The sequence below is a fragment of the Algibacter sp. YIN40 genome, from assembly GCF_057219435.1.
Map to the genome: position 1 here is coordinate 1,121,865 of NZ_JBXVVC010000001.1, position 26,487 is coordinate 1,148,351.

Sequence of the window (26,487 nt, forward strand, 5' to 3'; positions counted from 1 at the left end):
TTTTTGTTATTGATTGTGTTAAAAGCTATATTTTAATTGTAAACCTATGTTTAGACCTTTTTTATAATCGGAAACATCTTTACCGTTAGGTGAAGTCACAACAATATTACCTTGTGTTGTTTCTCTTATGTATTTAATATTTGGATTTATAAGATTTTTGGCCGCTAAGTTTATTTCAAACTTGTCACCTAATTTGTTTTTAAGTATAAAATCTAATGTTGGGATACCTTTTTCAATTACGTTACCTAACTGACCAGACCCTAAAGCATCAATTCTATCTGAAAAATATGAGAACGCAAGTGTCGCAATTGGTTGGTAGTTATCGAAAGACTTAGGTGAGTAGTTAATATCGGCATTAACAATAAATGGTGAAGCGCCTTGTAATTCTTCTTTATCTTTAGTGAAGCTTACATTAAAATTACTTCCAACAATATCGCTGTATAAATCTTGTTCGGTATGCATATATGTAGCATTCAAACCAAATGATAGCTCTGCTTCATCATCTTCATTTGTAATAATGTTTTTTCGTATTTCTGCTTCAACACCATAAATTTGAGCTTTGTTTCCAGTTCTAAAAAAACGTTGTGTTCCTGTAGCATCAAAAGCAACCACTTGGTTTATTGGGTCTTCAATTTGCTTATAAAAACCACCAACCGATATTAATTCAGACTTGGTTACAAACCATTCGTATTTTAAATCAATGTTGAGTATTTTAGAATAAGAAACATCTTTAACGTTTGTGTAAGATGCCCCAGATTGGTGACCCAATAAATCTGGATTACCACCTATACGTTGCGATACACTTTCGTAAACAAAAGGCGCAACTTCTTTAAACTCTGGAAGTGATATAGTTTGACTTGCCGAAAAACGTAAATTTTGATCTTCGTTTAAACTATGTTTAATATTGATACTTGGTAAATACAATACCTCTGACGCGCTAACATTGTCATTACCTTTAACCCCTAAGTTAATTACATCGTATTCAATATACTGGTTGAAAGATTCTACTCTTAACCCTGGAACTACAAGCCACTTCTCGCCAAAATTAATTTCAGTATTCAAATAACCTGCATAGATATCTAATTTCCCCTTGTATGTGTTTTCAGATTGCCCAGGCCTATTAGTATTGCTTAAGTTAGGATAAGGTTTTATTACTTTTATTTCGTAAGTACCTTGATTGTCACTTAAGTTTAAATTATCTAAGGTGAAGAAGTCGTTTAAATTATTAATATCTGCAATGCCACTATTATCAATAATATCGTAGCCATATCTAATATTATCAAAACGACGTTCTTTAGTTCTGGCGTTATAACCAATATTCAGTTTTAACTTTTCGGAAACTTTATATGCAAAGTTTAACCGACCATTTAGCTCTTCATCTTGGATATTTTGATAGTAACGTTGGTTATCAAAATCTACATTACTATAAAATATGGGATTGGTATTTGGGTCATTATCTAACGCAAATTGATAGTTTTCAAAAGATAAACGTTTTCTGTCTGGTTCGTGGGCATTCACGAAATTATGCCCAAAGCCCCAGTCTATATCAATTTTATCGAATTTATGTGTTCCAGTAAGCTGATTAACATAGATTAGATTTTCATTGAATTGAATATTTTGTTGGTAGAAACCTTCATCTGTATTAGCAATAGCATCTCTATTACGCCCTTTACCGTCAATTCCAAAATAGCCAACTTTATCTGAAGAACTATTTACAAACAGTGAGTTGTATTTTATGGTATTACTGTCGTCGATTTTGTAGATAACCGATGCCATAGCAGTGGTTGTTGTACTATATTCAAATTCTTCTGCTTGCTCAAATGCTTTCTTCTCAACGTTGGTATAATCCACATTTGATCCATTTCTATATTGAAAATCGTTTTCAAACGAACCAGTAGCGTAAAAGCTTAATTTCGAGTCGTTTTCGAAAGTGAAAGATTTTCCAAATGCACCACCAAAACTTGTGTTTATTGGAGTGCCAGCATCAATAGGTTCAAAACCATGAGATAAAATAACGGCAAACGGATCGTGAGCATAGCGATTGTAAAACCCGAAATGACCTGTGCCTTCACTTCTTACAAAATCTTTATCAATAGCGTTTGTATTGAAAGATGAACCCACACCAAAATCGAAGAAACCAGAACCTTTATAATCTTTTGATGAAATATCTACATTTCCTGCAGAGAAGTCGCCATAAAACTTTGAAGAATAGGCCTTACTAATAGAAACATTCTCAATAACATCTGAAGAGAATAGATTAAGATCAATATTCTTTTTGCTTACATCGTTAGATGGAAGTGATAGTCCATTCATTGTAGTATTTAAATATCTGTCTCCTAAACCACGCACATAAACATTACTTGAGCCCTCTTGTTTCGATACACCTGAGATTTTTGCAACGGCTCCTGCAGCATCACTTACACCTTTTCTAGATAATTCTTGAGCGCCTATGCTTTGTTTCATTTCAACTGCTTTTTTTTGCTCTAATAGTAATGCAGTTTCACTCTCTCTCTTGGTTGTTGTAGTAATAACGACTTCATCTAAAGAGGCAGCACTTGCTCTCATAATAACATTCACTTCAGTAATTTCACCAGCAGTAATTTGTACAGTAATTTCTTGAGTTTCGTAACCAACAAAACTAAATACTAAAATATGTATTCCTGGTTCTACATTTTCAAAAGTGTATAATCCATCAAAGTCTGAAGTAGTGCCAATTGTAGTTCCTTTAATTAATACATTAGCAAATGCTAAAGGTTCATTATTATATTCTTTATCCGTGAGTTTGCCTACTATAGAACCTGTGCTTTGAGAAAACGAAAACACAGTTGAAAAGAGTATTAATAATAATATAAATTTTCTCATTAGTTTTTATCTAAATTTCTTGCCGCAAAGAAACCACTGCATTGTAAATATGGTGTTACCTGTAGGTTAAAGAACTGTGATAAAAGTGTTAGTTAAACGTTATGTAATTCTTGGTAAGTACGACCATTTCCTTACAATTTGTTAACATTAAAATGTAGCTTCAAACTTAAAAGAGAGTGTGTAAAAACAAAACAGCTTTCACAATTTGTGAAAGCTGTTTTGTTTATTTTAATTTAAATCCTATTGACTAGAAGTGGAATGGTCGTCGCTTTTATCGACACTTGCTATGGTTAGCATTAATTCATCTAAAGATATTGAACTAGGAGCCAATGATGATTTAATATTTGTTGTTTCACCAGAGATAACTTGAGTTTTCTTCTCTTCTGTCTTATACCCAACAAAACTATAGACTAAAGTATATGTACCGTTTTCTAAATTTTCAAACTGAAATGATCCGTTTTCATCAGATAATGTTTCAACTCCAGTTTCTTTTATTTGAACTTTCGCAAATATTAGAGGGTCGTTATTAGATTCTAGGTCTATTATGTTTCCTTTAATTATGCCGTCTTTCTGAGCAAAAGAAAGTACCGTGAACAAAAAGGTAGCTAAAAGTAATAAATTCTTCATTTGATAGTAATGATTAATTACGGTACAAAGAAAGTATTTAGGTTTAATTATAATGTTATGTAAATATTAAACAACAGTCAATAAAATGTTATCGTAATGTTATGTGATTTGGGTGTTTTAAATATTAACTCTTCAAATGAAATTAATTATCTTGCCCAAGCTTTAAAATGATACTATGAACTGGGAACAATTACTATCCTTAAAACGCTTCGGCGACACCAATAAACGCTTAAGAAAAGAACAAGACGAAACCCGTTTGGGGTTCGAAGTAGATTACGATCGGGTGATATTTTCTTCAGAGTTTCGAAGCCTACAGGATAAAACACAAGTTATTCCATTGTCTAAAACAGATTTTGTGCATACACGTCTAACCCACAGTTTAGAAGTTAGTGTTGTTGGACGCTCATTAGGACGGCGTGTAGGCCAGAAGTTATTAGAAAAACACCCACATTTACAAAATGTACATGGGTATCAATCAAACGATTTTGGAGCTATAGTAGCAGCGGCAGCTTTGGCTCATGATATAGGAAATCCACCTTTTGGACATTCTGGAGAAAAAGCAATAGGTGAGTTTTTTAAAAAAGGTAAGGGTGCTGAATTTATAAACCAATTAACTGAAAAAGAATATCAAGATCTATGTGATTTTGAAGGAAATGCTAATGGATTTAAAATTCTAACAGAAAGCAGAGAAGGTAGAGAAGGGGGATTACGGCTTAGTTATGCTACACTTGGGGCGTTTATGAAATATCCTAAAGAATCATTACCTAAACGACCAACAAATCATATTGCAGATAAAAAATACGGGTTTTTCCAAAATGATAAAGAGGCATTTGTTGAAGTTGCAGAGGAGTTGGGATTATTAAAACGAAGTGACCAAGATTTAAGTTTCTCTAGGCACCCTTTGGCGTTTCTAGTTGAAGCAGCCGATGATATTTGTTATACCATAATAGATTTTGAAGATGGCATTAACTTAGGTTTAATACAGGAGGAATTTGCACTAGAATATTTAATTAATTTGGTTCGCGATTCTATAAATACCAGCAAGTATCACGAATTAAAAAACACCAAGGATCGTGTTAGTTATTTACGAGCTTTAGCTATTAATACGCTTATTAATGAAGTGGTTACTATATTTATTAATAACGAAGAAGCTATTTTAAAGGGTGAATTTAAAACAGCATTATTAAATAAAAGTAAGTACGAAGCACAAATAAACGATATTATTAAAATAAGTATAGAAAAGGTTTATCAAAGTAAAGAGGTAATTGAAAAGGAAATCGCAGGATATCGGGTGTTATCCGATTTATTGGAAGTTTTTATAACGGCCATTAATAATTCATTTGAAAATAAGGCATCTAATTATGATAAATTGATTTCGCATTTGTTGCCAGAGAATCAAAAACAAATAAAGGGTTCTCTTTATCAACGAATATTTTTAGCCTGTAGTTTTGTGTCTAGGATGTCTGATGGTTATGCCATCATGTTATTTAATAAAATTAAGGGAATTGATATAATTCGTTGAGAATTCTTTAAAAAAAGCCCTTTAAAATGTATATTTGAAAAAAATTGAAGAGAAAGAATGAAAAAAATAGTTTTTTCTTTAGTTGGTATTGCACTTGTAATAATAAGTGTTTTATTGGTTAAAGAGCAACAGGACACATCTGTTAATCAAATCTCAGATTTAAAAAGCAGCCATAAAGAGTTTTTAAAAAACTCTCCGTATAAAGAAACACTTAAACTTTCTAAACAAGAAAGAAAAGAAAACAGATTACCTCCTAATAAATATTTTGAGGAGCAATGGGAACTAACCATGAACCCAGCTTTAGGAAGACCACAGCCTGAAAATTTGTTTCAGTTACAGGAACAATTAAAAAGCAATAAAATATTTAGTAAAGTTCCAGGTGAAAAAGATAACGATTGGATAGAAAGAGGACCAAATAATGTTGGAGGTAGAACAAGAGCAGTTATGTTCGATCCTAATGATGATACCAATAGCAGAGTCTTTGCAGGTGGTGTTAGCGGTGGTTTGTGGGTTAATGATAATATTTCCAATACTGCATCTGAATGGACAGAAGTAGGTATCCCAAAGAATTTAGCGATTTCATGTATAACATACGACCCTAATGACACCATGACTTTTTATGTTGGCACAGGAGAGTCATATGTACAAGGAAGTGTTAACGGTAGTGGTGTTTGGAAGTCGATTGACGGCGGTGCCACTTGGTCAAATATCTTTGGAGGTATTTCTGGAGATGCCAATATAATCCCAGGAAGTACAGAAGCTAGAAATTTTGACGCCCGAGTTATTGTAAATACTCCTACGGGAATTGCAGGAGATTATTTTGGTTTAAGGGCGAGTTTTGGAACTAGTATCACGCCAATTTCTGGAAATTTAATCCTTGTTGATGACGGCACAGCTATGCCAAATGAAGGGTGCTCTGCTCTCACGAATGCTGGAGAAATAGCTGGTAATATTGCAGTCCTATTTAGAGGGAATTGTGAATTTGGAAAAAAAGTTCTAAATGCTGAAGAAGCAGGAGCTATAGCTGTTATAGTAGTCAATAATGTATCAGATGATATTATTCCTATGGGAAGTGGAGTAGATGGTGATTCGGTTACTATTCCTTCGCTAATGCTTTCAATGGACGATGGGCAAACTTTAATTAATGAATTAAGTAACGGAGTTAACGTTTCTATAAATGGTTATGTAAATTATTCTGGGTATACAGCTAAACCTGGAGTTCAACACATAAACGACATAAAAGTAAGAGATATTGGAAGTGGCAATAGCGAAGTATATGTTGCTGCTGGATCTACTTTTTATGCAAGCGCAATTCCAAGTACACTTTTGGGGCCTGAGGATTTTGGACTATATAAGTCATCAGACGCTGGTTCAAATTGGGCTAAAATTAATTTATTACCTGCTTCTAATGAAAACGGCTATCAGCTACAACCAAACGATATTGAGATAAGTGCAGACAACACCATTTGGGTTTCTACAACTAATGACCTTTTTAGAAATGGAGGCGGTGAAATTCTTTCATCATCAGATGGTCTTAGCTTTATTTTAAGGCATAAAATACCAAGCGGGCAACGCACACAAATTGAAGTATCAAATACAAATGCATCTACATTATATGTTTTAGCTGAATTATCATCTGATACTAGTCCTGTTAAAATTTTTCACACCAACGACGCCTTTACAACCATTACTACTTTAGCTTTACCTAATGATGCCGATGCAGGAATACCTGTAAACGACTTTACTAGAAACCAAGCTTATTACAACTTACTTTTATCTGTAGATCCAGTTGATGATAACGTTGTATATGTTGGAGGGATAGATTTATTTAAATCTATTGATGCTGGAGCTAACTGGGATCAAATATCAAAATGGACAGAAGGGCAAGATGGAAACCCTCTAAAAGATTTGAATGTGCCAATAGTTCATGCAGATCAACATGGGATTGCTTATGCTAAAGACAACAATGATAAGGTGCTTTTTGTGAACGATGGAGGTGTTTATTATTCTAATAATGCAGGAAGTACAATCAATGCTCGAAATGACGGATTCATTACAACACAATTTTATAGCATAGGCGTTGGTCCTTTCGATGTTTTTGGAGCCGATTTTTTTATGGGTGGAGCCCAAGACAATGGAACACAAATATTGCAAAATGCTAATCAAACAGGGACAGATAGCGCAATAGAAGTTGTTGGTGGCGACGGTGGATATAGTTTTTTCGATCAAGACGGGAATGACGCCTATTTTATAGGTAATGTATTTTACAATACTTTAATATTTTCATTTGATTTTTTTGCTGAAGAGTTTGTAATTATTAATGATGAGGATGAAGAAAATGGATCATTTATTACTGCACAAGGGTTAGATTCGCAATTAGATATTTTATATTCTAATTATTCGGCGGGAGATAATTTCATTATTAAAAGATATTCTGGTATAAAATCTGAAAGTACACTTACAAAAGATGATTTAACAGACCCTTTGCTTAATTCCACACCAACAGCTTTTACAGTGTCACCTTATACTGTCGCGACTACTAAGCTATATGTTGGAACTAGATTTGGCGATTTATTAAGGGTTGATAATGCCAATACAGAATCTCCAGTTTGGACAGATATATCTGGAGCAAGTTTTGTTGGAAGTGTTTCCGATGTTGAATTAGGTCGTAATGAGGATGAGATATTTTTAACCATGTACAATTATGGTGTAAATAATATTTGGTTTACTAGTGATGGTGGTAGTACTTGGGAACCTAAAGATGGGGATTTACCAGATATACCAGTTAGAGCCATTTTACAAAATCCATTAAATTACGAAGAAGTAATTATAGGGACCGATCTTGGTGTATGGTTTACAACTAATTTTTCTGATGCTAGTCCAACCTGGAATCAAGCAAATAATGGGATGAAAGATGTTATTATTACAGACATGGATTTAAGAGACGATTATTCTGTTTATGCCGCTACTTATGGTAGAGGTATTTTCTCTGGAAGCTTTTCAATTGTTCCAGATGGTGATATAGATGGTGATGGTATTTTAAATGATGTTGATAATTGTCCACAAGTCGCAAATGCAGATCAAGCAGATGCAGATGGTAATGGCATTGGCGATGTTTGTCAAGACTTTGACAATGATACCATACTAGATATAAATGATAATTGTCCAAAGAATTCAAATATTGACCAAGTAGATAGTGATGGTAATGGTATAGGTGACGCATGTCAAGATTTAGATAATGATGGCGTTATTGATATTGAAGATAATTGTCCAGATACAGCAAATGCAGACCAAGAAGATACTAATGAAAACGGTACTGGAGATGTTTGTGATACTAGCTATCAAAATCCTGATAACATTTCTGTTGAAATAGTTTCAGAAACTTGTGAAGGGTTAGATAATGGAAAAATAATTATTACTACAAAAGAGTCTTATTTAGCTTACACAGCAACAGTAGTTGGTACCGGATTAAATTTAAGCCAAGGATTTACAAACGGCAGTCATACATTTGAAAACATAGCCATTGGGTCTTATACAGTATGTGTTTCTGTAGATGATAAAATGTTCGAGCAATGTTTTGAAATTAACGTTGGTGCTGCTGAAGTTTTAGATGTGGTTTTCCAAACTAGTTTTAATAATAACAATGTTAATGATGGAGATTTCACTTCGATAACTATAAATAGCGGAACGCCGCCATTTAATGTGACATTTAATGGAGAACAAATAGCAACCACAAGTCAATTCTCTTTTGACGTTGAAGCACCAGGTTCTGGAATTTTAGAAATTTCATCTTCCAAAACTTGTGAAGGAACCGCCAAAAAAGCTATTTCTAAGACTAATTTCAGCAGAATTACGGTGAGCCCAAATCCTGTTATTGACCGATTAAGAGTGACTTTACCAAACGACACTCAAGAACAAATTGAGGTGCAGGTTTTTAGTCTTGGAGGGAAACTTCTATTTAATCAAATAATGAATAAAGGAAAATCCGATTTCATTGAGCTTCCATTTCAAGCATTTAAAAGAGGTGTTTATTTTGTAAAGATTAACACGAACAACCCCAAAACGTTTAAGATAATCAAGAAATAACATGATTACTATGAAAATTAAAAACCAAATATTTATAATTATAGTACTAAGTTTAATTGTTCTTTCTTGCGGCGGAGGCGGAGGCGAAGATGGACCTGGAGAAATTACACCACCAACAAACACAAAACCCTCTGCAGTTAGCTTAATTTATCCATCGGAAAACTTGTTGTGCATAGATAATGCCATAGCTTTCAATTGGACTCAGGCAACAGACCCAGATAATGATCAAGTACGTTATAAAATCACAATTTCTAAAAGTAGAGATTTAACAAATCCTATTGAGAATAGAACAGTTTCTGGCACTTTATTAAATATATCGTTAGAAAAAGCGATAGCATATTATTGGAGAATAATTTCGGTAGATAGTAAAGGGAATGAGGGAGATCCAAGTCCAGTTTTAGCATTTTACACTTCTGGTGAAGGCGTGTCTAATTACGCACCTTTTACAGCAGAGTTGGTTAGTCCACAGGGTGATAGCAATATAGATGCTGGTACTGTAACCTTGAACTGGAAAGGAGCCGATACAAACGAAAGCGATACATTAACATACGAATTGTTTTTTGGCGAGTCTACAGATCCGGCATTAGTATCTAGTGAACTATCTGCGGAAATCACAGACGTAATAGTTGAAGCTGGAAAAACCTATTATTGGAAAGTCAATACTTCAGATGATGCTGGTGCAAAAACCATTGGTCAAATATGGAGTTTTAACGTTAATTAGCAATTGTTTTAATTACATTTTTATGAAGAAAAAAGTACTAATTTACTTAATCCTTTTGGCGGCGATTGGATTTGGGTGTTTCGAGGTTTTCACTTTGAAATCTGAAAGTGATAAAATAACAGATTTAAGAAAACAACATGAATACTTCTTAAGTAATAGTCCATTTGCGGAAACACTTAAATTAACAAAAGAAGCTCGTAAACAAAAAGGGATTCCTCCAAATAAGTATTTAGAAAGAGAATGGGAATTAACAATGAATCCTTTAACTGGAAAACCAGAATATGAAAAGCTTTTAAAACTTCAAGAACAATTAAGAAATAATAAGGTGTTTAGTAAAGTTCCTGGTGAAAAGGATAACGATTGGGTTGAAAGAGGCCCAAATAATGTTGGCGGAAGAACAAGAGCTATTATGTTCGATCCTAATGACAATACCAATAATAGAGTATTTGCAGGAGGCGTAAGTGGTGGCTTATGGGTAAATAATGATATTACCAATGCAAGTTCAGCCTGGGCAGAAGTTAATATTCCACAAAACTTATCTATATCTTGTATTACTTACGATCCAAATGCCTTGAATACGTTTTATGTAGGTACTGGAGAGTCTTATGTTGGAGGGGATGTTCAAGGTAACGGAGTTTGGAAATCTACAGATTCAGGGTCTAATTGGACAAGAGTTTTTGGTGGTGTTTCTGGAGAAACAACCTTTGAAACTAGTGCAAAACTAACAGTAAATTCTCCCATGGTTATTGCTGGAGAATATCAAGTTTCAACGGCTAGTTTTGGACCCACTTTAACAATGATTACTGGAGATTTAGCTTTAGTAGACGATGGTTCTGGTAATCCTGAGCGTGGCTGTAATTCTTTGATAAATGGAGGTGCTATAAGTGGAAAAATAGCAGTAGTAGAAAGAGGAGATTGTAATTTTACTGTAAAAGTTAAAAACGCACAAGACGAGGGTGCTATAGCCGTTTTAGTTGTGAATAATAATGCAGGAACACCTATTTCACTAGGTGGTGAAGATGCAACAGTTACTATTCCATCTGTTATGATTTCAAGAGATGAAGGACAAGCAATTATAGCACAATTAGGATCGGGTGTTAATGTGACTATTGAACCTGTTTCTTCTCCAGTATTAGCTAATCATGTAACGCCTGGTGTTCAACATATAAATGATATTAAAATAAGAGATTTGGGTGTTACAAGTGAAATATATGTAGCTGCAGGAGCAACATTTTATGCTGATGCGAACCCTTCATCTTTCTTTGGAATTGAAGATTTTGGATTGTATAAATCTACCAATAGCGGTTCTAGTTGGTCTCAAGTAAATTTGCCAAATCCTCCTCAGGGGGCATCTTATGAGCCTAACGATATTGAAATCGCTACAGATAATACGATTTGGCTCGCAACAAAAGGTAATTTATATGGTACTGGAGGAGGTGCAATATTATCATCGACTGATGGGATGAATTTTAGTTTAGAAAAGACTATTACGGATGGTGAAAGAACGCAAATAGCTGTTTCTTCTACTAATGCAAACACCGTTTATGTATTAGGAGAGATAACCACTATAGATGGAGGAACAGGGCAGCTTATTGCCCCATTTTTATATATGTCTAAAACAACCGATGGATTTGCAAATGAAACAAGCTTAACGCTTCCTGATGACACTGATACAGGTATATCTGCAGATGATTTTACTCGAGGTCAAGCTTTTTATAATTTAATGCTTGAAGTAGACCCAACAAATGATGCTATTGTGTATGTTGGTGGAATCGATTTATTTAGAAGTAGTGATTCTGGGTCCAACTGGAGTCAAATTTCTAAATGGTCAGACAACAATGATTTAGGAGCACTTAATGTTTCTTTAGTTCATGCAGACCAGCATGCATTTGTGTTTCATCCCACGGATCAAACTAAAGCTCTAGTAGGTAATGATGGTGGGGTTTATTATGCCACAGGACTTTCTTCTTCACCTCCAGTTATTGATTCAAGAAATATAAATTATAATACGGTACAATTTTATAAAGGAGGAATTGGGCAAGATGTAAATAATGTAAAGATTTTAGGAGGTTCACAAGATAATGGCGTTTTGTATGAAGAAGCTGCCACTAATGGCTTGAATGGTTTTGGCGATATTAATAATGGTGGTGATGGTGCATATGTTTTTGTAGATAAGGATAATGATTTTGTAATTGCATCATTTGTCTATAATACTTATACAAGAAGAAGCTATGCAGATGGGAGTTTTGAGTATAATATAGATTCAGATCAAGCTTCAGGTAATTTTATCAATCCATCAGAACTTGATGGCAATACTAACTATTTTTATTCAAATGGAACACCAATAAATACAGCAACCTATCAGATCAATAGGTACAAACTTGGAATGGCAAATGCTACAAGTCAACAAATAAGTGATGCCATTATGGATGGAGAGCCTACGGCATTTAAAGCTTCGGGTTTTTCAGGAGCATTATTTGTAGGAACAGATAATAGTAAATTATTTAAATTAACAAACCCAACGAGTAATTCTAATCAAGGTTGGAGTGAAATTACAGGAAATGATTTTTTCGGGAGTATTTCTTGTATTGAATTAGGCGAAACAGAAGACGATATTTACGTGTCATTTCATAACTACGGAGTAACCAATGTGTTTTACTCACCTGATGGAGGCGTAAATTGGGAGAATAAGGAAGGGGATTTACCTGATTTACCAGTTAAAGCGATTATGCCAAATCCATTAAATTACAACGAGGTTATTTTAGGGACTGAATTAGGAGTCTGGGGAACACCAGATTTTAGTGTTACAAGTCCAAATTGGGTTCAAGCGCAAAATGGTATGAAAGATGTTAAAGTCACAAGTTTCGATTTAAGAACTGCTGATAATACAGTATTAGCATCTACATACGGAAGAGGCATGTTTACGGGGCAATTTAATGCTGATGGTAGTACTTTATCTATAAATAATGATGTTTTAAATAATATAGTTAAAATTTACCCAACCGTTTCTAACGGAAACTTTAAAATTAAAACTGTGCAACAATTTAATCGAGGTAATGTAAACATTTTTGACATTAATGGGAGAGAGGTTTATAACTCTAAATTAGCATTAGATAAAGGCCAAATTCATAGTGTCAATTTAAATGTTTCAAGTGGATTATATCTAGTAAAATTGACTTCAGGAGACCTTAAAATAACTAAGAAAATCATTATAAATTAACTTGAAAAAATTAGCATACTCGAAAAAAAATAGGCGTTTCATCGAAAAAAAGTTGTTTTTTGTCGATAATGATGCTATATTTAACCCCGAATTAATAGCAACCTACTAAAAATGAAAAAGAACCTACTCGGTGCACTTGTTGTGTTTTTTGTAACATGTGCTTGCTTATTAGCAATTAATGAAGTTTCAAGTTCATCACCAGATGATCAATTGCAACAGTATTATTCTGCTAAGAAATAGTTTGTTTTAGTATTTTTTTAAAATACGCATTAAGATTTTCTGAGTCTAATCCAATTGACCTCTGCAATTCGGTAACACTTCCCTGCTCAATAAACGTATCTGGAACACCTAATATTTTAATAGTATTATGGTAGTTATTTTGTGAAGTAAATTCTAAAATGGCACCACCAAACCCACCTTTTATTGAGTTATCTTCAATGGTTATAATGGTAGTATATTCTTTAAATATTTTGTGTAATAAATTTTCATCTAGCGGTTTTACAAATCGCATATCGTAATGAGAAACATTTAAGTTCGAAATAGCTTGTGTAATATTTTTAGCAATGCTTCCAATACTTAGTATTACTAAGTCATTTCCTTTTTCTAATTCAACTCCTGTTCCTATTTTTATTTTAGAAAAGGGTTGCTTCCAATTTATTGTTAAGCCTCTGCCTCGAGGATAACGAATAGCAATTGGAAGTTCCAAGCCTAATTGAGCGGTATACATTATGTTTCGCAATTCTATTTCATTTCTTGGTGCAAAAATGATGAGATTTGGGATGCTTCTTAAATAACTTAAATCGAATACCCCATGGTGTGTAGCACCATCTTCTCCAACCAACCCTGCGCGATCTAAGCAAAAAATCACTGGTAGCTTTTGGAGGGCGACATCATGGATAACTTGGTCGTAGGCACGCTGTAAAAAAGTAGAATAAATATTACAAAAAGGTATCAATCCCTGAGTAGCCATACCAGCGGCGAGCGTTACAGCATGTTGTTCTGCAATACCAACATCAAAAGCGCGCTCTGGAATAGTCTCCATCATATATTTTAAGGAACTACCAGTTGGCATTGCTGGTGTAATACCTACAATATTTCTATTTTTTTTAGCCAATTCTACAATAGTATGACCAAAAACATCTTGATATTTTGGCGGCTCTTCGGTTTTTATTTTTGTAATTAAATTTCCAGTCTTAGCGTTGAATTTCCCTGGTGCATGATACTTTACTTGATTAATTTCAGCTTGTTCTAAACCTTTTCCTTTTGTAGTAATAATGTGTAAAAATTTGGGCCCTTTTACAGTTTTTAAACGATTTAATTCTGAAATAAGCTTATCTAGATTGTGGCCGTCAATAGGACCAGAATAATCGAAGTTCAAGGCTTCAAAAATATTATCTTGTTTTTGAGCACCTTTTTTTACATTAGTCAAATATTGTTTTAAAGCACCAACACTTGGGTCGATTCCAATAGCGTTATCGTTCAATATAACCAAAAGGTTTGCGTTGGTAACACCGGCATGATTTAAACCTTCAAAAGCCATTCCGCTAGCAATGCTTGCATCGCCAATTACGGCAATGTGCTGTTTGTCCTCACCTTTCAATTGTGAAGCAATGGCCATTCCTAATGTCGCCGAAATTGATGTAGAAGCGTGACCTACGCCAAACGCGTCATAAACACTTTCATCTCGTTTTGGAAAACCACTTAATCCATCTAACTGCCTATTGGTATTAAAGCTGTCTTTTCTTCCCGTTAGAATTTTGTGCCCATAGGCTTGATGTCCCACATCCCAAATAAGCTGGTCTTCGGGTGTATTAAACACATAATGCAGTGCAATAGTTAATTCAATAACACCCAAGCTTGCGCCCAAATGCCCTTCTTTGGTAGCAACGATATTAATAATGAAATCACGTAATTCTTTGGCAAGTTGGGGTAAGTCTTTTTCTTTAAGAAGACGCAGTTCTTTTGGGGATTTTATTGTATTTAAAAAGCTTTCTTGCACGGAACAAAAGTACAAGAATGAATTTGTATTTTTGCTATTATGATAGAACCTTTTGATGACACCTATTTTATGAAAAAAGCACTTCAAGAAGCTGAAGTAGCCTATGAGAAAGGAGAAGTACCAGTAGGGGCTATCATTGTTGTTGATAATAAAATAATAGCAAGAGGTCATAATTTAACCGAAACCTTAACAGATGTTACTGCACATGCTGAAATGCAAGCCATCACAGCAGCTGCTAATTTTTTAGGAGGGAAATATCTTCAAAAATGCACCTTGTATGTAACCTTAGAACCTTGCCAGATGTGCGCAGGCGCATTACATTGGAGTCAGGTTTCTAAAATTGTTTATGGAACTAGAGATATAGAGCGCGGTTGTATTAATTTGAAAACAAAATTGCATCCAAAAACAACTATTTCTGGGGGTGTTTTAGAAAAAGAGGCTTCAGCGCTTTTAAAAAAGTTTTTTGTTGAAAAGCGAAACTTAAATTGACACTAGTCATCCTGAACTTTTTTCAGGATCTCATAATTGACTAATGCTTTTTTTTACGCTGATTTTCACGCATTTTATCCAAATTTTCTTTTGTGAGCATATAATCTTTAACGTTTTTGTCTTTCCAATGGCGGTAAGAAAATAACGGAAAAACAACTAAAAATAACCCAGCGACTCCAAAGCCGATTAGTTTTTGTGAGTAAGGAACTTCTAGGGTGAAACCAAGAATAATACTTGTAATGGTTGCTAATGCTAAAATTAGAATAAGATATTTCATAATGCTAGGTAAACTTAATGAGTTGTCGCCTATAGGCTGTTAAAAGTTTCGATTTTGAAATATAACCATAATACTTGCCACCTTTAATAACGGGTAAATTCCATGCGCCACTAGTTTTGAATTTATCCATAATGTCATTCATAGAATCATCATCATAATCAATAATACCAGCATCAGCGTGCATTAAACTGGAAGCCTCAACTTTATCATAAAGATTGGCATCAAACATAATGTTTCTTATGTCGTCTAATCTAATAACACCTAAAAATTCATTATCATCGTTCACCACCGGAAAGTGGTTTCTTGAGGATTTTGCAACTGCTTTTTTAAGTATATCACCTAGTTTCATATCTGGTTTCAGTATAATGAAATTAGTTTCAATTACTTTGTCAATATCTAGAACCATGAGTACATTTTGATCCTTGTCATGTGTCATTAATTCACCCCGCTCAGCAAGTTTAAGCGTATAAATTGAGTGAGAAATATAATACTTCGTAATGGCGAACGATATTGCTGAAACTATCATAAGCGGGACAAATAATTCGTATCCTCCAGTTATTTCAGCAATTAAGAAAATGGCAGTTAATGGTGCATGAAGTACACCTGCCATAAGCCCTGTCATACCAATTAAAGTGAAGTTAGATTCAGAAACCTGAAAATCAAATCCAATATTATTAATTATTTTAGCATAGGCATTGCCCAACACGCTACCCATAACTAATGTTGGAATGAATACGCCACCAACACCACCAGCTCCAAAAGTTGTTGTCATAGCAATGGCTTTAAAAATGCCAATTCCTAATAATAAACCAATAACTATCCAAATGTTAGATAAATCTAAATTAAAAGGAGTTGTTCCTATTGCAGATAGATGGTCTCCTTTTAGCAAATTATTCATAATACCATAACCTTCACCATAAAGCGGTGGAATAAAATATAGTATGGTACCAATGGCTAAACCACCAATTAAAAGACGCTTTGCTCTACTTTTAAATTGATTAAAGAAGTTGGTAATACCGAAAAACACTTTTGAAAAGTATACAGATGCTAGACCCGTAACTAAGCCTAAAATTATGTAAAATAAAATATCATTGATTTCAAATTTATCTATTAATTCAAAACTTAGTAAAACATCTGTTCCTAGAAAAAAATAAGAAGTTATAACCGCTGAAACTGATGCTAACAATAATGGGACTAACGATGCAAAAGCGATATCTAGACTAAAAATTTCTATAGCGAATATTATAGCTGCAATGGGCGCTTTAAACATAGATGCCATGGCACCGGCTGCTGCGCATCCAATTAATAGCATCCTTGTTTTAGTATTCATATGAAACAAACGTGCTGCGTTTGACCCTAAAGCAGAACCTACACTTACAGCGGGGCCTTGCAATCCTACGGAACCACCAAAACCAACTGTTAAAGGCGCAGTAATAAGGGCTGCATAGATGTTATAACGAGGAATAATACCATTAAGTTTAGAAATAGCATGGAGTGTAGATGAAATACCATGACCAATATGTTTTTTCAGCCAGATTTGTTTTATTATGTAAACTAATAGTAATCCCAATATTGGGAATATGAAATATAAAGAGTTTTGGTAGTCGTTAAAAAAGTCTAACTCAAAAAGGAATCTAATATAGTGTACAAAATTTTTAAGAAGAACAGTCCCAATTCCTGCTAAAAAACCAACTAAAATGCTAAGTATATAAATAAACTGCCGTTCGGATATATGTTTATATTTCCAAATTAAAAATCTACGTAAGATACTTTTAAAACGCATTATTAGTTCGGTTGTTTTAAAATATCAGTTCCTAAATATTTGTCATCTTTATTCATATACCAAGCACGTTTTTTTGGCATTTTTATTCCATTAATAGTTTCTTCGTCAGTTAATAAGATGTATTCACCATCATTTTTAGATTCATCATGAAAAAACTGATAGACTTCCATATTATAGGTATTTTTATCAAAATAAAAATACCATGTATCTTTCCCTACATCTTCAGAGTATGTTGCTTTTAAAACCCAATAATCTTTTCCTTTAAAGGCTTTAGATTCAATTTTATCATGAATTATGGCTCCTGGATCTTTAAGTTTCATTGGCAAACCATACAAGTAGGTGTAGTAATTTTGATAGAGCTTCGCTCTTTCTTTACTTAATCGGTTTTCTTTTAAAATAACTTCTGACGGATTTTTATCTCCATTAAAAACTATTGTGATACTATCTTTATTTACGATGTATTCTGAACTGTTTTCTTCGATTGAGGCCGTAACTGAAAAAAATTGATTAGGTAAATCAATTACAATATCGCTATCTCTGTTTGGCTTTTCTGGGATTTCCATGGTAATGGATAGATTGCCTTTGAAGCTGTTCCAGTTTCCATTAGGATCATGATACATTATAGCGCTTTCTAATAATGTTTTTCCTGTTAATTCCTGAGAGAAGACAGAACTTGAAAATACTAGTATGCTTAAAATAAGTAGATTTTTCATTTGCTTTTTTATTAACTAAAAGTAACAAAAAAATCCTGCGCTAAGCAGGATTTAAATTTATGATTTTAAATTAAGTTTCAAGCTTAATTCTTGTAATTGTTCATCGTCAATTGGTGCCGGGGCATCTATCATCACATCACGTCCCGAGTTGTTTTTTGGAAATGCAATGAAATCACGAATGGTTTCTTGTCCTCCTAAGATAGCCACCAATCTATCCAATCCAAATGCTAAACCGCCGTGGGGAGGCGCACCGTATTGAAAGGCATCCATTAGGAAACCAAATTGTGCTTTCGCTTCTTCAGGAGTAAAACCTAAATAGTCAAACATTAAAGATTGTGTTTCTTTATCATGAATTCTAATAGAACCACCACCAATTTCATTACCGTTCAATACTAAATCGTAAGCATTGGCTTTAACATCACCAGGGTTGGTTTTTAACAACTCTAATTGCCCTGGCTTTGGTGAAGTAAATGGATGGTGCATGGCGTGGTAGCGCTCTGTGTCTTCATCCCATTCTAAAAGAGGAAAATCCATTACCCAAAGAGGTGCGAATTCATCTGGTTTGCGTAAACCTAAACGTTCTGCGATTTCCATTCGTAAAGCGCTTAATTGGGTTCTTACTTTATTCGTGTTACCAGACAGCACACAAATTAAATCGCCTGGTTTGGCCCCAGTAACTTCTGCCCATTTTGCTAAATCGTCTTGATCGTAGAATTTATCTACTGATGATTTAAAAGAACTATCATCATTGCATCTACAATAAACCATCCCTAAAGCACCAACTTGTGGGCGCTTTACCCAATCAATTAATTTGTCAATTTCTTTTCTAGTATAACTGTTCCCTCCCGGAATAGCAATTCCAACTACTAATTCAGCAGAATTAAAAACATTAAAATCTTTGTGTTGAGCAACCTCATTCAATTCGCCAAACTCCATTCCAAAGCGAATGTCTGGTTTATCGTTTCCGTAAATACGCATCGCATCATCGTACAATATTCTTGGGAATTTATCAATTTCTACGCCGTTAATTTCTTTTAGTAAATGTCTTGTTAAACCTTCAAAGGCCTTTAAAATATCTTCTTGCTCAATGAACGCCATTTCGCAATCTATTTGTGTGAATTCTGGTTGTCTATCGGCACGTAAATCTTCGTCCCTAAAACATTTTACAATTTGGAAGTATTTATCCATGCCACCTACCATCAACAATTGTTTGAATGTTTGTGGCGATTGTGGAAGTGCATAAAATTGCCCCTCATTCATTCTTGAAGGAACTACAAAATCGCGAGCACCTTCAGGAGTTGATTTTATTAAATAAGGCGTTTCAACTTCAATAAAACCTTCTTTAGACAAATAATTTCGGACTTCTTGAGTTACTTTATGTCTGAAGATTAAGTTGTTTTTTACAGGATTTCTACGAATATCTAAATAACGATATTTCATACGTAAATCGTCCCCACCATCTGTTTTGTCTTCAATGGTAAAAGGAGGAAGTAAAGCTTTATTTAAAATAATTAATTCTGAAACTAATATTTCTATATCACCCGTTGGGATATTCGGGTTTTTAGAAGCTCGTTCTATAACGTTGCCTTTAACTTGAATTACAAATTCGCGACCCAAATTTTGAGCTTTTTCAATTAAATCTTTTGAAGTTCTTTCTTCATCAAACACCAATTGTGTGATTCCATAACGATCGCGTAAGTCTACCCAAACTATAAAACCTTTATCACGCGATTTTTGAACCCAACCAGCTAAGGTAACTTCTGTATTAATATTTATAGCTCTTAATTCACCACAATTATGACTTCTGTACATGTTCTAATTTTAGATGTGCAAATTTAAGGAAATAGGATAGAGTATGAATTTTTATCTTTCTTTTTTTGATAGAAAAGGTTTGGTCTATAGTTGAAAACTAACTGCTTAACATAAAATTTGAATATGATATATTCGCAGGCAAAGGGGTGTATTATTATTAAAACAATTGTTTTTTTATTGTTTTTTTAACAAAAACTCATATGCGTGCATAATGTTTTGCGAAATGTTTGTTAAAAAAGTCGATAATATACATATATTAGCAATACTAACTCAAAATAATTTTATTATGATTAAATTATTACCTATCAAATTTTTTACACTTTTGATGTTTTTAGGAATGTCAAATTTTATCTTAGGCCAAGAGGTTTCGGGTACCGTTTTAGACGACACTTCGCAACCACTTCCTGGAGTTTCTGTTGTATTAAAAGGCACCTCCACAGGTACGACAACAGATTTTGATGGAAACTACTCAATTTCTGCAAACAACGGAGATGTGCTTGTGTTTTCTTACGTTGGTTACGATTCTCAAGAAATTACTGTTAGCGGTAATACTGTAAATGTAACTATGAAATCTGGAGTAGCTTTAGATGCTGTTGTTTTAGTGGGTTCAAGAAATCCAAGTAGAACCGCTGTGGACACGCCAGTTCCTGTTGATGTTATTGATATTTCAGAATTAACTTCAGCCGGACCACAAGTAAATTTAAATCAAATTTTAAATTTCGTAGCGCCTTCATTTACCTCGAATACTCAAACTATTTCTGATGGTACAGACCATATTGATCCAGCTTCACTAAGAGGATTAGGACCAGATCAAGTATTAGTTTTAGTAAATGGAAAAAGAAGACATAATTCATCACTAGTAAATGTTAATGGTACTTTTGGACGTGGTAGTGTTGGAACCGATTTAAATGCAATTCCTTCTGCTGCTATTCAAAGATTAGAAGTAATGAGAGATGGTGCGGCAGCTCAATATGGGTCAGATGCAATTGCCGGGGTTATAAATATAGTACTAGATAACTCTGTTAATGAGCTTAAGCTAAACGTAACTACTGGAGCTAATTTTGCTAAAAACGCCAATGGTCAAACAGGTGGTGTTGATGGAGAAACAGTCAATGTAAGTGCTAATTATGGTTTACCATTAGGTGATAATGGGGGATTTATAAATTTCACTGGAGATTTCGATTATAGAGAAGACTATAGTAGAATGAAAGAATGGGAAGGTGGGATTTTTAACTTATATAATACAGTTGAAAGATTTGCTGATGCAGATGGTTATAATATTGCTGATTTATTGGATCCGGCAAATCTTGATGATGTAATTCAATATGGTAATGCGGCAGGATTAGGAATAGATCCATTGTCCACAAGAGAGGATGTGCAAACTATTTTAAGTGCCGATAATACCACGGCAGAATTAGCTGCTAGAGGTCAACAAAGAAGCGATTATAACATGCGTGTTGGGCAATCACAAGTTCGTGGGGGGCGCTTTTTTGCAAACCTGTCTCTACCATTAGACGATGCAGGTACAGAATTATATTCTTTTGCTGGAGCAAGCTCAAGAAAAGGAAATTCTGCAGGATTCTATAGACTACCTAGTCAAAGTAGAACGTACACACCTGCTTATATGAATGGTTTTTTACCTGAAATCAACTCAACGATTACTGATAAATCTCTTGCAGTAGGGATTAAAGGTATGATTAACGGTTGGAATGTTGACTTAAGTAATACTTGGGGTAGAAATGAATTCTTATATACAATCGGAAACACATTCAATGCTTCTTTACAAAATGCATCGCCAACTACATTTGATGCTGGTGGATTTAACTTTATGCAAAACACGGTTAATTTAGATATTAATCAATTTTATGATGATATCATGAGTGGCTTAAATATTGCCTTTGGAGCTGAATATAGATTAGAAAATTATGAGATAATTGCTGGAGAAGAAGGCTCTTATGGCCAATATACACAAGATGGGGATTTAATTACTAATCCACTAATGGCTCCTGCAGTCGATTTCTTTGATAGAGCTAGACCAGGAGGCTCTCAAGTATTTCCGGGATTTAGCCCTGCAAACGAGTTGTCAAGAGGACGAAGTAGTATTGCTGGATATTTTGATTTAGAAGCAGATTTTTCTGAAACGTTCTTAGCTAGTTTTGCTACCCGTTTTGAGAATTATTCAGATTTTGGGTCGACTATTAATTTTAAATTGGCAACACGTTTAAAGGCTAGTGAAAATGTAAATATTAGAGCAGCTTTAAATACGGGATTTAGAGCGCCATCATTACACCAATTAAATTTCAACTCGACTTCTACTATATTCCAAGATGGAATCCCAGTTGAAGTTGGAACGTTTTCAAATGATAGTAGAGCTGCAAAACTTCTTGGAATTCCGCAGTTAAAAGAAGAAACATCTCAAAGTATTAGTGTAGGGTTTACAGCAAAAATGCCAGATGCTAATTTAACTTTTACTGTTGACGGGTACTTTGTTAGTATTGACGATAGAGTAGTGTATACTGGTCAGTTTAAAGGGCCTGGTACAGGAACAGAATTAGATAATCTATTGTCTCAAGCAAACGCCTCGGCGGCATCGTTTTTTGCAAATGCCATCGATACAGAATCCAAAGGTTTAGATATTGTTGTAACACACAAGGCAAACATTGGAACCAATGCAAGATTAAAGTCTGATTTATCAGGAACATTTTCGAAAACTAAGCAAGTAGGAGATATTAACGCCTCTAAAGTTTTAGAAGATGCGGGTCTAGTAGGTACTTACTTTGCCGAGGATAGTAGAATTTATTTGGAAGAAGCTGTTCCTAGAACAAAAGTGAATTTGACAAATAATTTAACCACTGGGAAATGGAATGTTTTCTTAAGAAATGTTTGGTTTGGAGAGGTTTCAGAAGCGACAACTACGGTTGCTAATCAGCAGACTTATAGTTCTAAACTAGTAACCGATTTATCTTTTGGTTATCAAGCTTCAGAAAGTTTAACACTAACTGTTGGAGCTAACAACTTGTTAGATGTTTATCCAGATAGAACAATTGAAGCTAACCGTAGTAGTGGTCGTTTTGATTGGTCTAGACGTTCTCAACAATTTGGAGTAGCTGGTCGTTTCCTTTTCGCACGAATAAGCTTTAAATTGAAATAAAAATAATAAAATGTTTTATTAAAACTCCGTGAGCAATTTGCTCACGGAGTTTTTTATTTTTTAGACAGTTAAATAAATGTTTAGGCATTGTGAGGTTTTATAAAAACCACTAATTTATTTAAGAATAATGAAATTTTTTACCTATAAATATGGTAAAATGATAAATTATTCTGATATTTAGCCTAACTAATTCAAAAAACAAACATTATGATTAAACTATTACATTTCAAAATGTACTTACTTATTCTGTTTCTTTTTCCAATAATCTCCTTTTCACAAGGAGTTATTACTGGTAAAGTTACAGATGGTACTACAGGTTTTCCTCTAGGAGGAGCAAATGTTATTATTAAAGGAACTTCAACTGGGGTTACATCAGATTTTGATGGAAATTTCAGTTTAAATGTAGACAGTTTTCCTGTTACATTAGTATTTTCTTCTTTAGGCTTTGAAACTTTGGAACAGGCAGTTAATGCTTCTGGGGCTGTTAATGTCACCTTGAAGGAATCTGCTACGGCTTTAGAAGAAGTTGTAATTACAGGTTTAGCATCATCAATTAAACGTAGTAATGCTGCAAACGCGGTGGCTTCGGTTTCAGCAGATGATTTGGCTGGTAGGACACCACCTCAAACTTTAGATGGTGCTTTAGCTGGTAAATTTGCCGGAGCACAAATAACAGCGGCATCTGGTGCTCCAGGTGGAGGAATGTCGGTAAAGCTAAGAGGGGTAACTTCTATTAATGCTAATGGACAACCTTTATACATTATAGATGGTGTCTATGTAAATAACAACAGCATTTTTGCTGGTGGTCTAAACGAAGTTTCTGCAGCTGCTGGTGGTGGTGCTACTACTACAGATAGTCAGGATAATGCATCTAATAGAATTGCAGATATTAACCCTGATGACATCGCTAATATTGAGATATTAAAAGGAGCATCGGCTTCTGCTATTTATGGTGCTCGTGCGGCGGCTGGAGTTGTAATTATTACAACTAAAAGAGGAAAACAAGGAAAAACAAAAATTAAATTCACACAAGCCCTTGGTTGGAATGAAGCTATTAATTTATTAGGGACAAGAAAATGGACAGCCGATTTAGCAGAAAATGGGAATCCAGCAGGCGCAGGTATTGGCGGTCGTGCTGGTGCTGGAGCTTTATTTACTGCGGCACAAAATGCGGGGAAGTTAGTAGATTGGGAGGAAGAAATTTATGGAGAGAAAGGATTTATTACTAATACTAATATTAGTGTTTCTGGAGGGAATGAAAAAACAACATTCTTCGGTAGTTTTACTTCTAATGAAGAAGACGGTATTGTGAAAAGGACTGGTGCAGAGAAAAAGTCGTTTAGAATAAATGTTGATCACAAAATAACGGATAATATTAAATTGGCGTTAACAGGTAATTATATAAACTCTAGTGCAGATCGAGGATTTTTCAACAATGAAAATAATGGAACTACAATTGGTGTAACGCAGTTGTTTTCTAGACCTTGGGATGATTTTTTTCCAGTCAATGGTATTTATCCAGATAATTTAACAGGAGCTTCCAATCCAATACATACTCGTGATGTCATTACTAATAATGAATCGATAGATCGCATTATTGCAGGAGCTGGTTTAGATATTAATTTATTTAGCACAGATAAGCAAAATCTAAAATTGTTTTTAAAGGCTGGGTTTGATAACTATACACTAAAAACAACAGTATTTTTTCCAAGAGAATTACAGTTTATGAATCCAGATACTGGTTCATTAGGATTGGATGGATTAACGTCGGATGGCACAACTCAAAACACCGATGCTAATTACTCTGCTTTTTTAGTTCATAACTATACTACTGATAACAATCTTAATTTTAAAACTCAGGCAGGGGTTACTAGTAATCAATTTGATCAAAATACAGTTAGAGTGACATCAAATGGGTTAATAGCTTCAGAATCAAATGTAGATCAATCTACAAATGTAGGTGTTACACAAACTAGACTACTACAGGAAGATTTTGGGTTTTTTGTTCAAGAGGAAGTGAATTATCAAGATAAAATTATAGGAACTTTAGGTATTAGAGGTGATAAATCATCAAATAATGGTGATGCTAATGAGGTGTTTTATTATCCAAAAGCATCAATAGCTGCTAATTTACATAATTTGTTTACCATGCCAGAATCTATGCAATTAAAGCTTAGAACTGCATATGGTGAAGCGGGGAATTTTGCACCTAATGGCGCCTTATTTACACGGTATAATAATACAATCATTACTGACCCTTTTGGAGACCCTAATGTAGGAATCGTAACATCTAACACACTTGGTGATCCATCAATTCAACCTGAAAGGCAAAAAGAATTGGAACTAGGATTTGATTTAGGCTTATTGAATAAGCGCGTGTCTTTAGAGTTTACTTATTATAAAAAGACAGTAGAAGATTTAATTCTTTCTGCCGATAATCAAGGATCTTCAGGCTTTTCATTTCGTTGGGCAAATGCTGGCGAATTAGAAAATAAAGGTGTTGAAATAGCATTGAATGGGAAAGTGTTTGATAAAGAGGATTTTTCTTGGGACTCGGGTATTATCTTCTTTAAAAACAAATCTGAAATAACTAGATTGGATGTAAACCCATTTAATACACAAGGGTTTAGAACGAGTTTAGGAACCTTTAGAATTGTAGAAGGAGAAAGCGCGACAGCAATATATGGTAATGATGCTAATGGTGACCCTGTTGTAATGGGTGACTCAGAACCAGATTTCCAAATGTCTTTTAATAATAATCTTAGATATAAAAATTTTACTTTATCGTTTTTCTGGCATTGGAAACAAGGCGGCGAAAATGTTAATTTAACTCGCCTTCTTACAGATGATTCTGGAACTAGTCATGATTTTGATGGGCTCAATTTAGACCCAGATGGTCAAACTGTAAACGGATACTATAGGTTATTATCCCTAGGAGCTGGCACAAACGCTTATATAGAAGATGCTAGTTATTTAAAGTTAAGGGAGGTTGGGTTATATTACAACATTCCTAGCAATAGCTTAAAGAAATGGTTTAATGGCAATGTTTCCGATGTAAAAGTAGGATTATCTGGTAGAAACTTAATTAATATTTTTGATTATGATAGTTATGACCCTGAAGTTTCAAATTTTGGTTCAGCAGCGGCAGGAATAGGAATTGAGGTGGCGCCTTTTCCATCATCTAAAAGATTTATGTTTCACTTATCAGTTGGACTTTAATACTTA

At 34.3% G+C, this 26,487-nt stretch carries 15 protein-coding genes; 8 read left to right on the forward strand and 7 right to left on the reverse strand.

The genetic code is table 11. The features are described from left to right. Positions 1–18: 18 nt before the first annotated feature. Together AC2D6V_RS05285 and AC2D6V_RS05290 are read right to left on the reverse strand one after the other, a co-directional pair. Positions 19–2,862: a TonB-dependent receptor gene (locus tag AC2D6V_RS05285; RefSeq protein WP_484647005.1), complete on the reverse strand. Its 2,844-nt coding sequence runs from the start codon at positions 2,860–2,862 to the stop codon at positions 19–21. A gap of 240 nt (positions 2,863–3,102) precedes the next feature. Further along, a complete protein-coding gene (locus AC2D6V_RS05290; RefSeq protein ID WP_484647006.1) occupies positions 3,103–3,489 on the reverse strand; it encodes a carboxypeptidase-like regulatory domain-containing protein in 387 nt (128 codons plus the stop codon). A 175-nt stretch (positions 3,490–3,664) separates the two neighbouring features. Between AC2D6V_RS05290 and AC2D6V_RS05295 the strand changes: the two genes are divergently transcribed. The 5 genes from AC2D6V_RS05295 (at position 3,665) to AC2D6V_RS05315 (ending at position 13,278) form a co-directional block, all read left to right on the forward strand. After that, complete coding sequence (locus AC2D6V_RS05295) at positions 3,665–5,011, forward strand: deoxyguanosinetriphosphate triphosphohydrolase (protein WP_484647007.1); 1,347 nt, start codon at positions 3,665–3,667, stop codon at positions 5,009–5,011. 57 nt (positions 5,012–5,068) lie between these two features. Continuing rightward, positions 5,069–9,097, forward strand: a complete 4,029-nt coding sequence (locus AC2D6V_RS05300; protein ID WP_484647008.1) for a thrombospondin type 3 repeat-containing protein — start codon at positions 5,069–5,071, stop codon at positions 9,095–9,097. Between the two features lie 10 nt (positions 9,098–9,107). Next, positions 9,108–9,818, forward strand: coding sequence for a hypothetical protein (locus AC2D6V_RS05305; RefSeq protein ID WP_484647009.1), 711 nt, complete (start codon positions 9,108–9,110; stop codon positions 9,816–9,818). Positions 9,819–9,840: 22 nt separating this feature from the next. Further along, positions 9,841–13,038: a PA domain-containing protein gene (locus AC2D6V_RS05310; RefSeq protein ID WP_484647010.1), complete on the forward strand. Its 3,198-nt coding sequence runs from the start codon at positions 9,841–9,843 to the stop codon at positions 13,036–13,038. A 111-nt stretch (positions 13,039–13,149) separates the two neighbouring features. Continuing rightward, positions 13,150–13,278 carry a hypothetical protein gene (locus tag AC2D6V_RS05315; RefSeq protein ID WP_484647011.1) on the forward strand — a complete coding sequence of 43 codons (129 nt, stop codon included), beginning with the start codon at positions 13,150–13,152 and terminating at the stop codon, positions 13,276–13,278. Here AC2D6V_RS05315 and dxs read toward each other — a convergent pair. Further along, positions 13,268–15,037, reverse strand: a complete 1,770-nt coding sequence (gene dxs / locus AC2D6V_RS05320; RefSeq protein WP_484647517.1) for a 1-deoxy-D-xylulose-5-phosphate synthase — start codon at positions 15,035–15,037, stop codon at positions 13,268–13,270. The genes AC2D6V_RS05315 and dxs overlap by 11 nt on opposite strands. 39 nt (positions 15,038–15,076) lie before the next feature. On the opposite strand from dxs, the gene AC2D6V_RS05325 reads away from it, so the two are divergent. After that, positions 15,077–15,526: a nucleoside deaminase gene (locus AC2D6V_RS05325; RefSeq protein ID WP_484647012.1), complete on the forward strand. Its 450-nt coding sequence runs from the start codon at positions 15,077–15,079 to the stop codon at positions 15,524–15,526. Between the two features lie 40 nt (positions 15,527–15,566). On the opposite strand, the gene AC2D6V_RS05330 is transcribed toward AC2D6V_RS05325, so the two are convergent. The 4 genes from AC2D6V_RS05330 to aspS are packed head-to-tail and all read right to left on the reverse strand — an operon-like array spanning position 15,567 to position 20,111. Next, positions 15,567–15,803, reverse strand: coding sequence for a hypothetical protein (locus AC2D6V_RS05330; protein WP_484647013.1), 237 nt, complete (start codon positions 15,801–15,803; stop codon positions 15,567–15,569). Positions 15,804–15,807: 4 nt separating this feature from the next. Next, on the reverse strand, positions 15,808–17,586 hold the full coding sequence (locus AC2D6V_RS05335) for a chloride channel protein (RefSeq protein WP_484647014.1): 1,779 nt from the start codon (positions 17,584–17,586) through the stop codon (positions 15,808–15,810). A 2-nt stretch (positions 17,587–17,588) separates the two neighbouring features. Continuing rightward, the gene (locus AC2D6V_RS05340) at positions 17,589–18,299 is read right to left on the reverse strand and encodes a DUF6503 family protein (protein ID WP_484647015.1); all 711 of its coding nucleotides are present in this window, start codon (positions 18,297–18,299) and stop codon (positions 17,589–17,591) included. A gap of 57 nt (positions 18,300–18,356) precedes the next feature. After that, positions 18,357–20,111, reverse strand: a complete 1,755-nt coding sequence (aspS, locus tag AC2D6V_RS05345) for an aspartate--tRNA ligase (protein WP_484647016.1) — start codon at positions 20,109–20,111, stop codon at positions 18,357–18,359. Positions 20,112–20,397: 286 nt separating this feature from the next. Between aspS and AC2D6V_RS05350 the strand changes: the two genes are divergently transcribed. Both AC2D6V_RS05350 and AC2D6V_RS05355 read left to right on the forward strand, forming a co-directional pair. Further along, entirely contained in the window at positions 20,398–23,262 is a 2,865-nt protein-coding gene (locus tag AC2D6V_RS05350; protein ID WP_484647017.1) for a TonB-dependent receptor, read from the forward strand. Between the two features lie 207 nt (positions 23,263–23,469). Further along, complete coding sequence (locus AC2D6V_RS05355; RefSeq protein WP_484647018.1) at positions 23,470–26,481, forward strand: SusC/RagA family TonB-linked outer membrane protein; 3,012 nt, start codon at positions 23,470–23,472, stop codon at positions 26,479–26,481. The last annotated feature ends 6 nt before the right edge of the window (positions 26,482–26,487 follow it).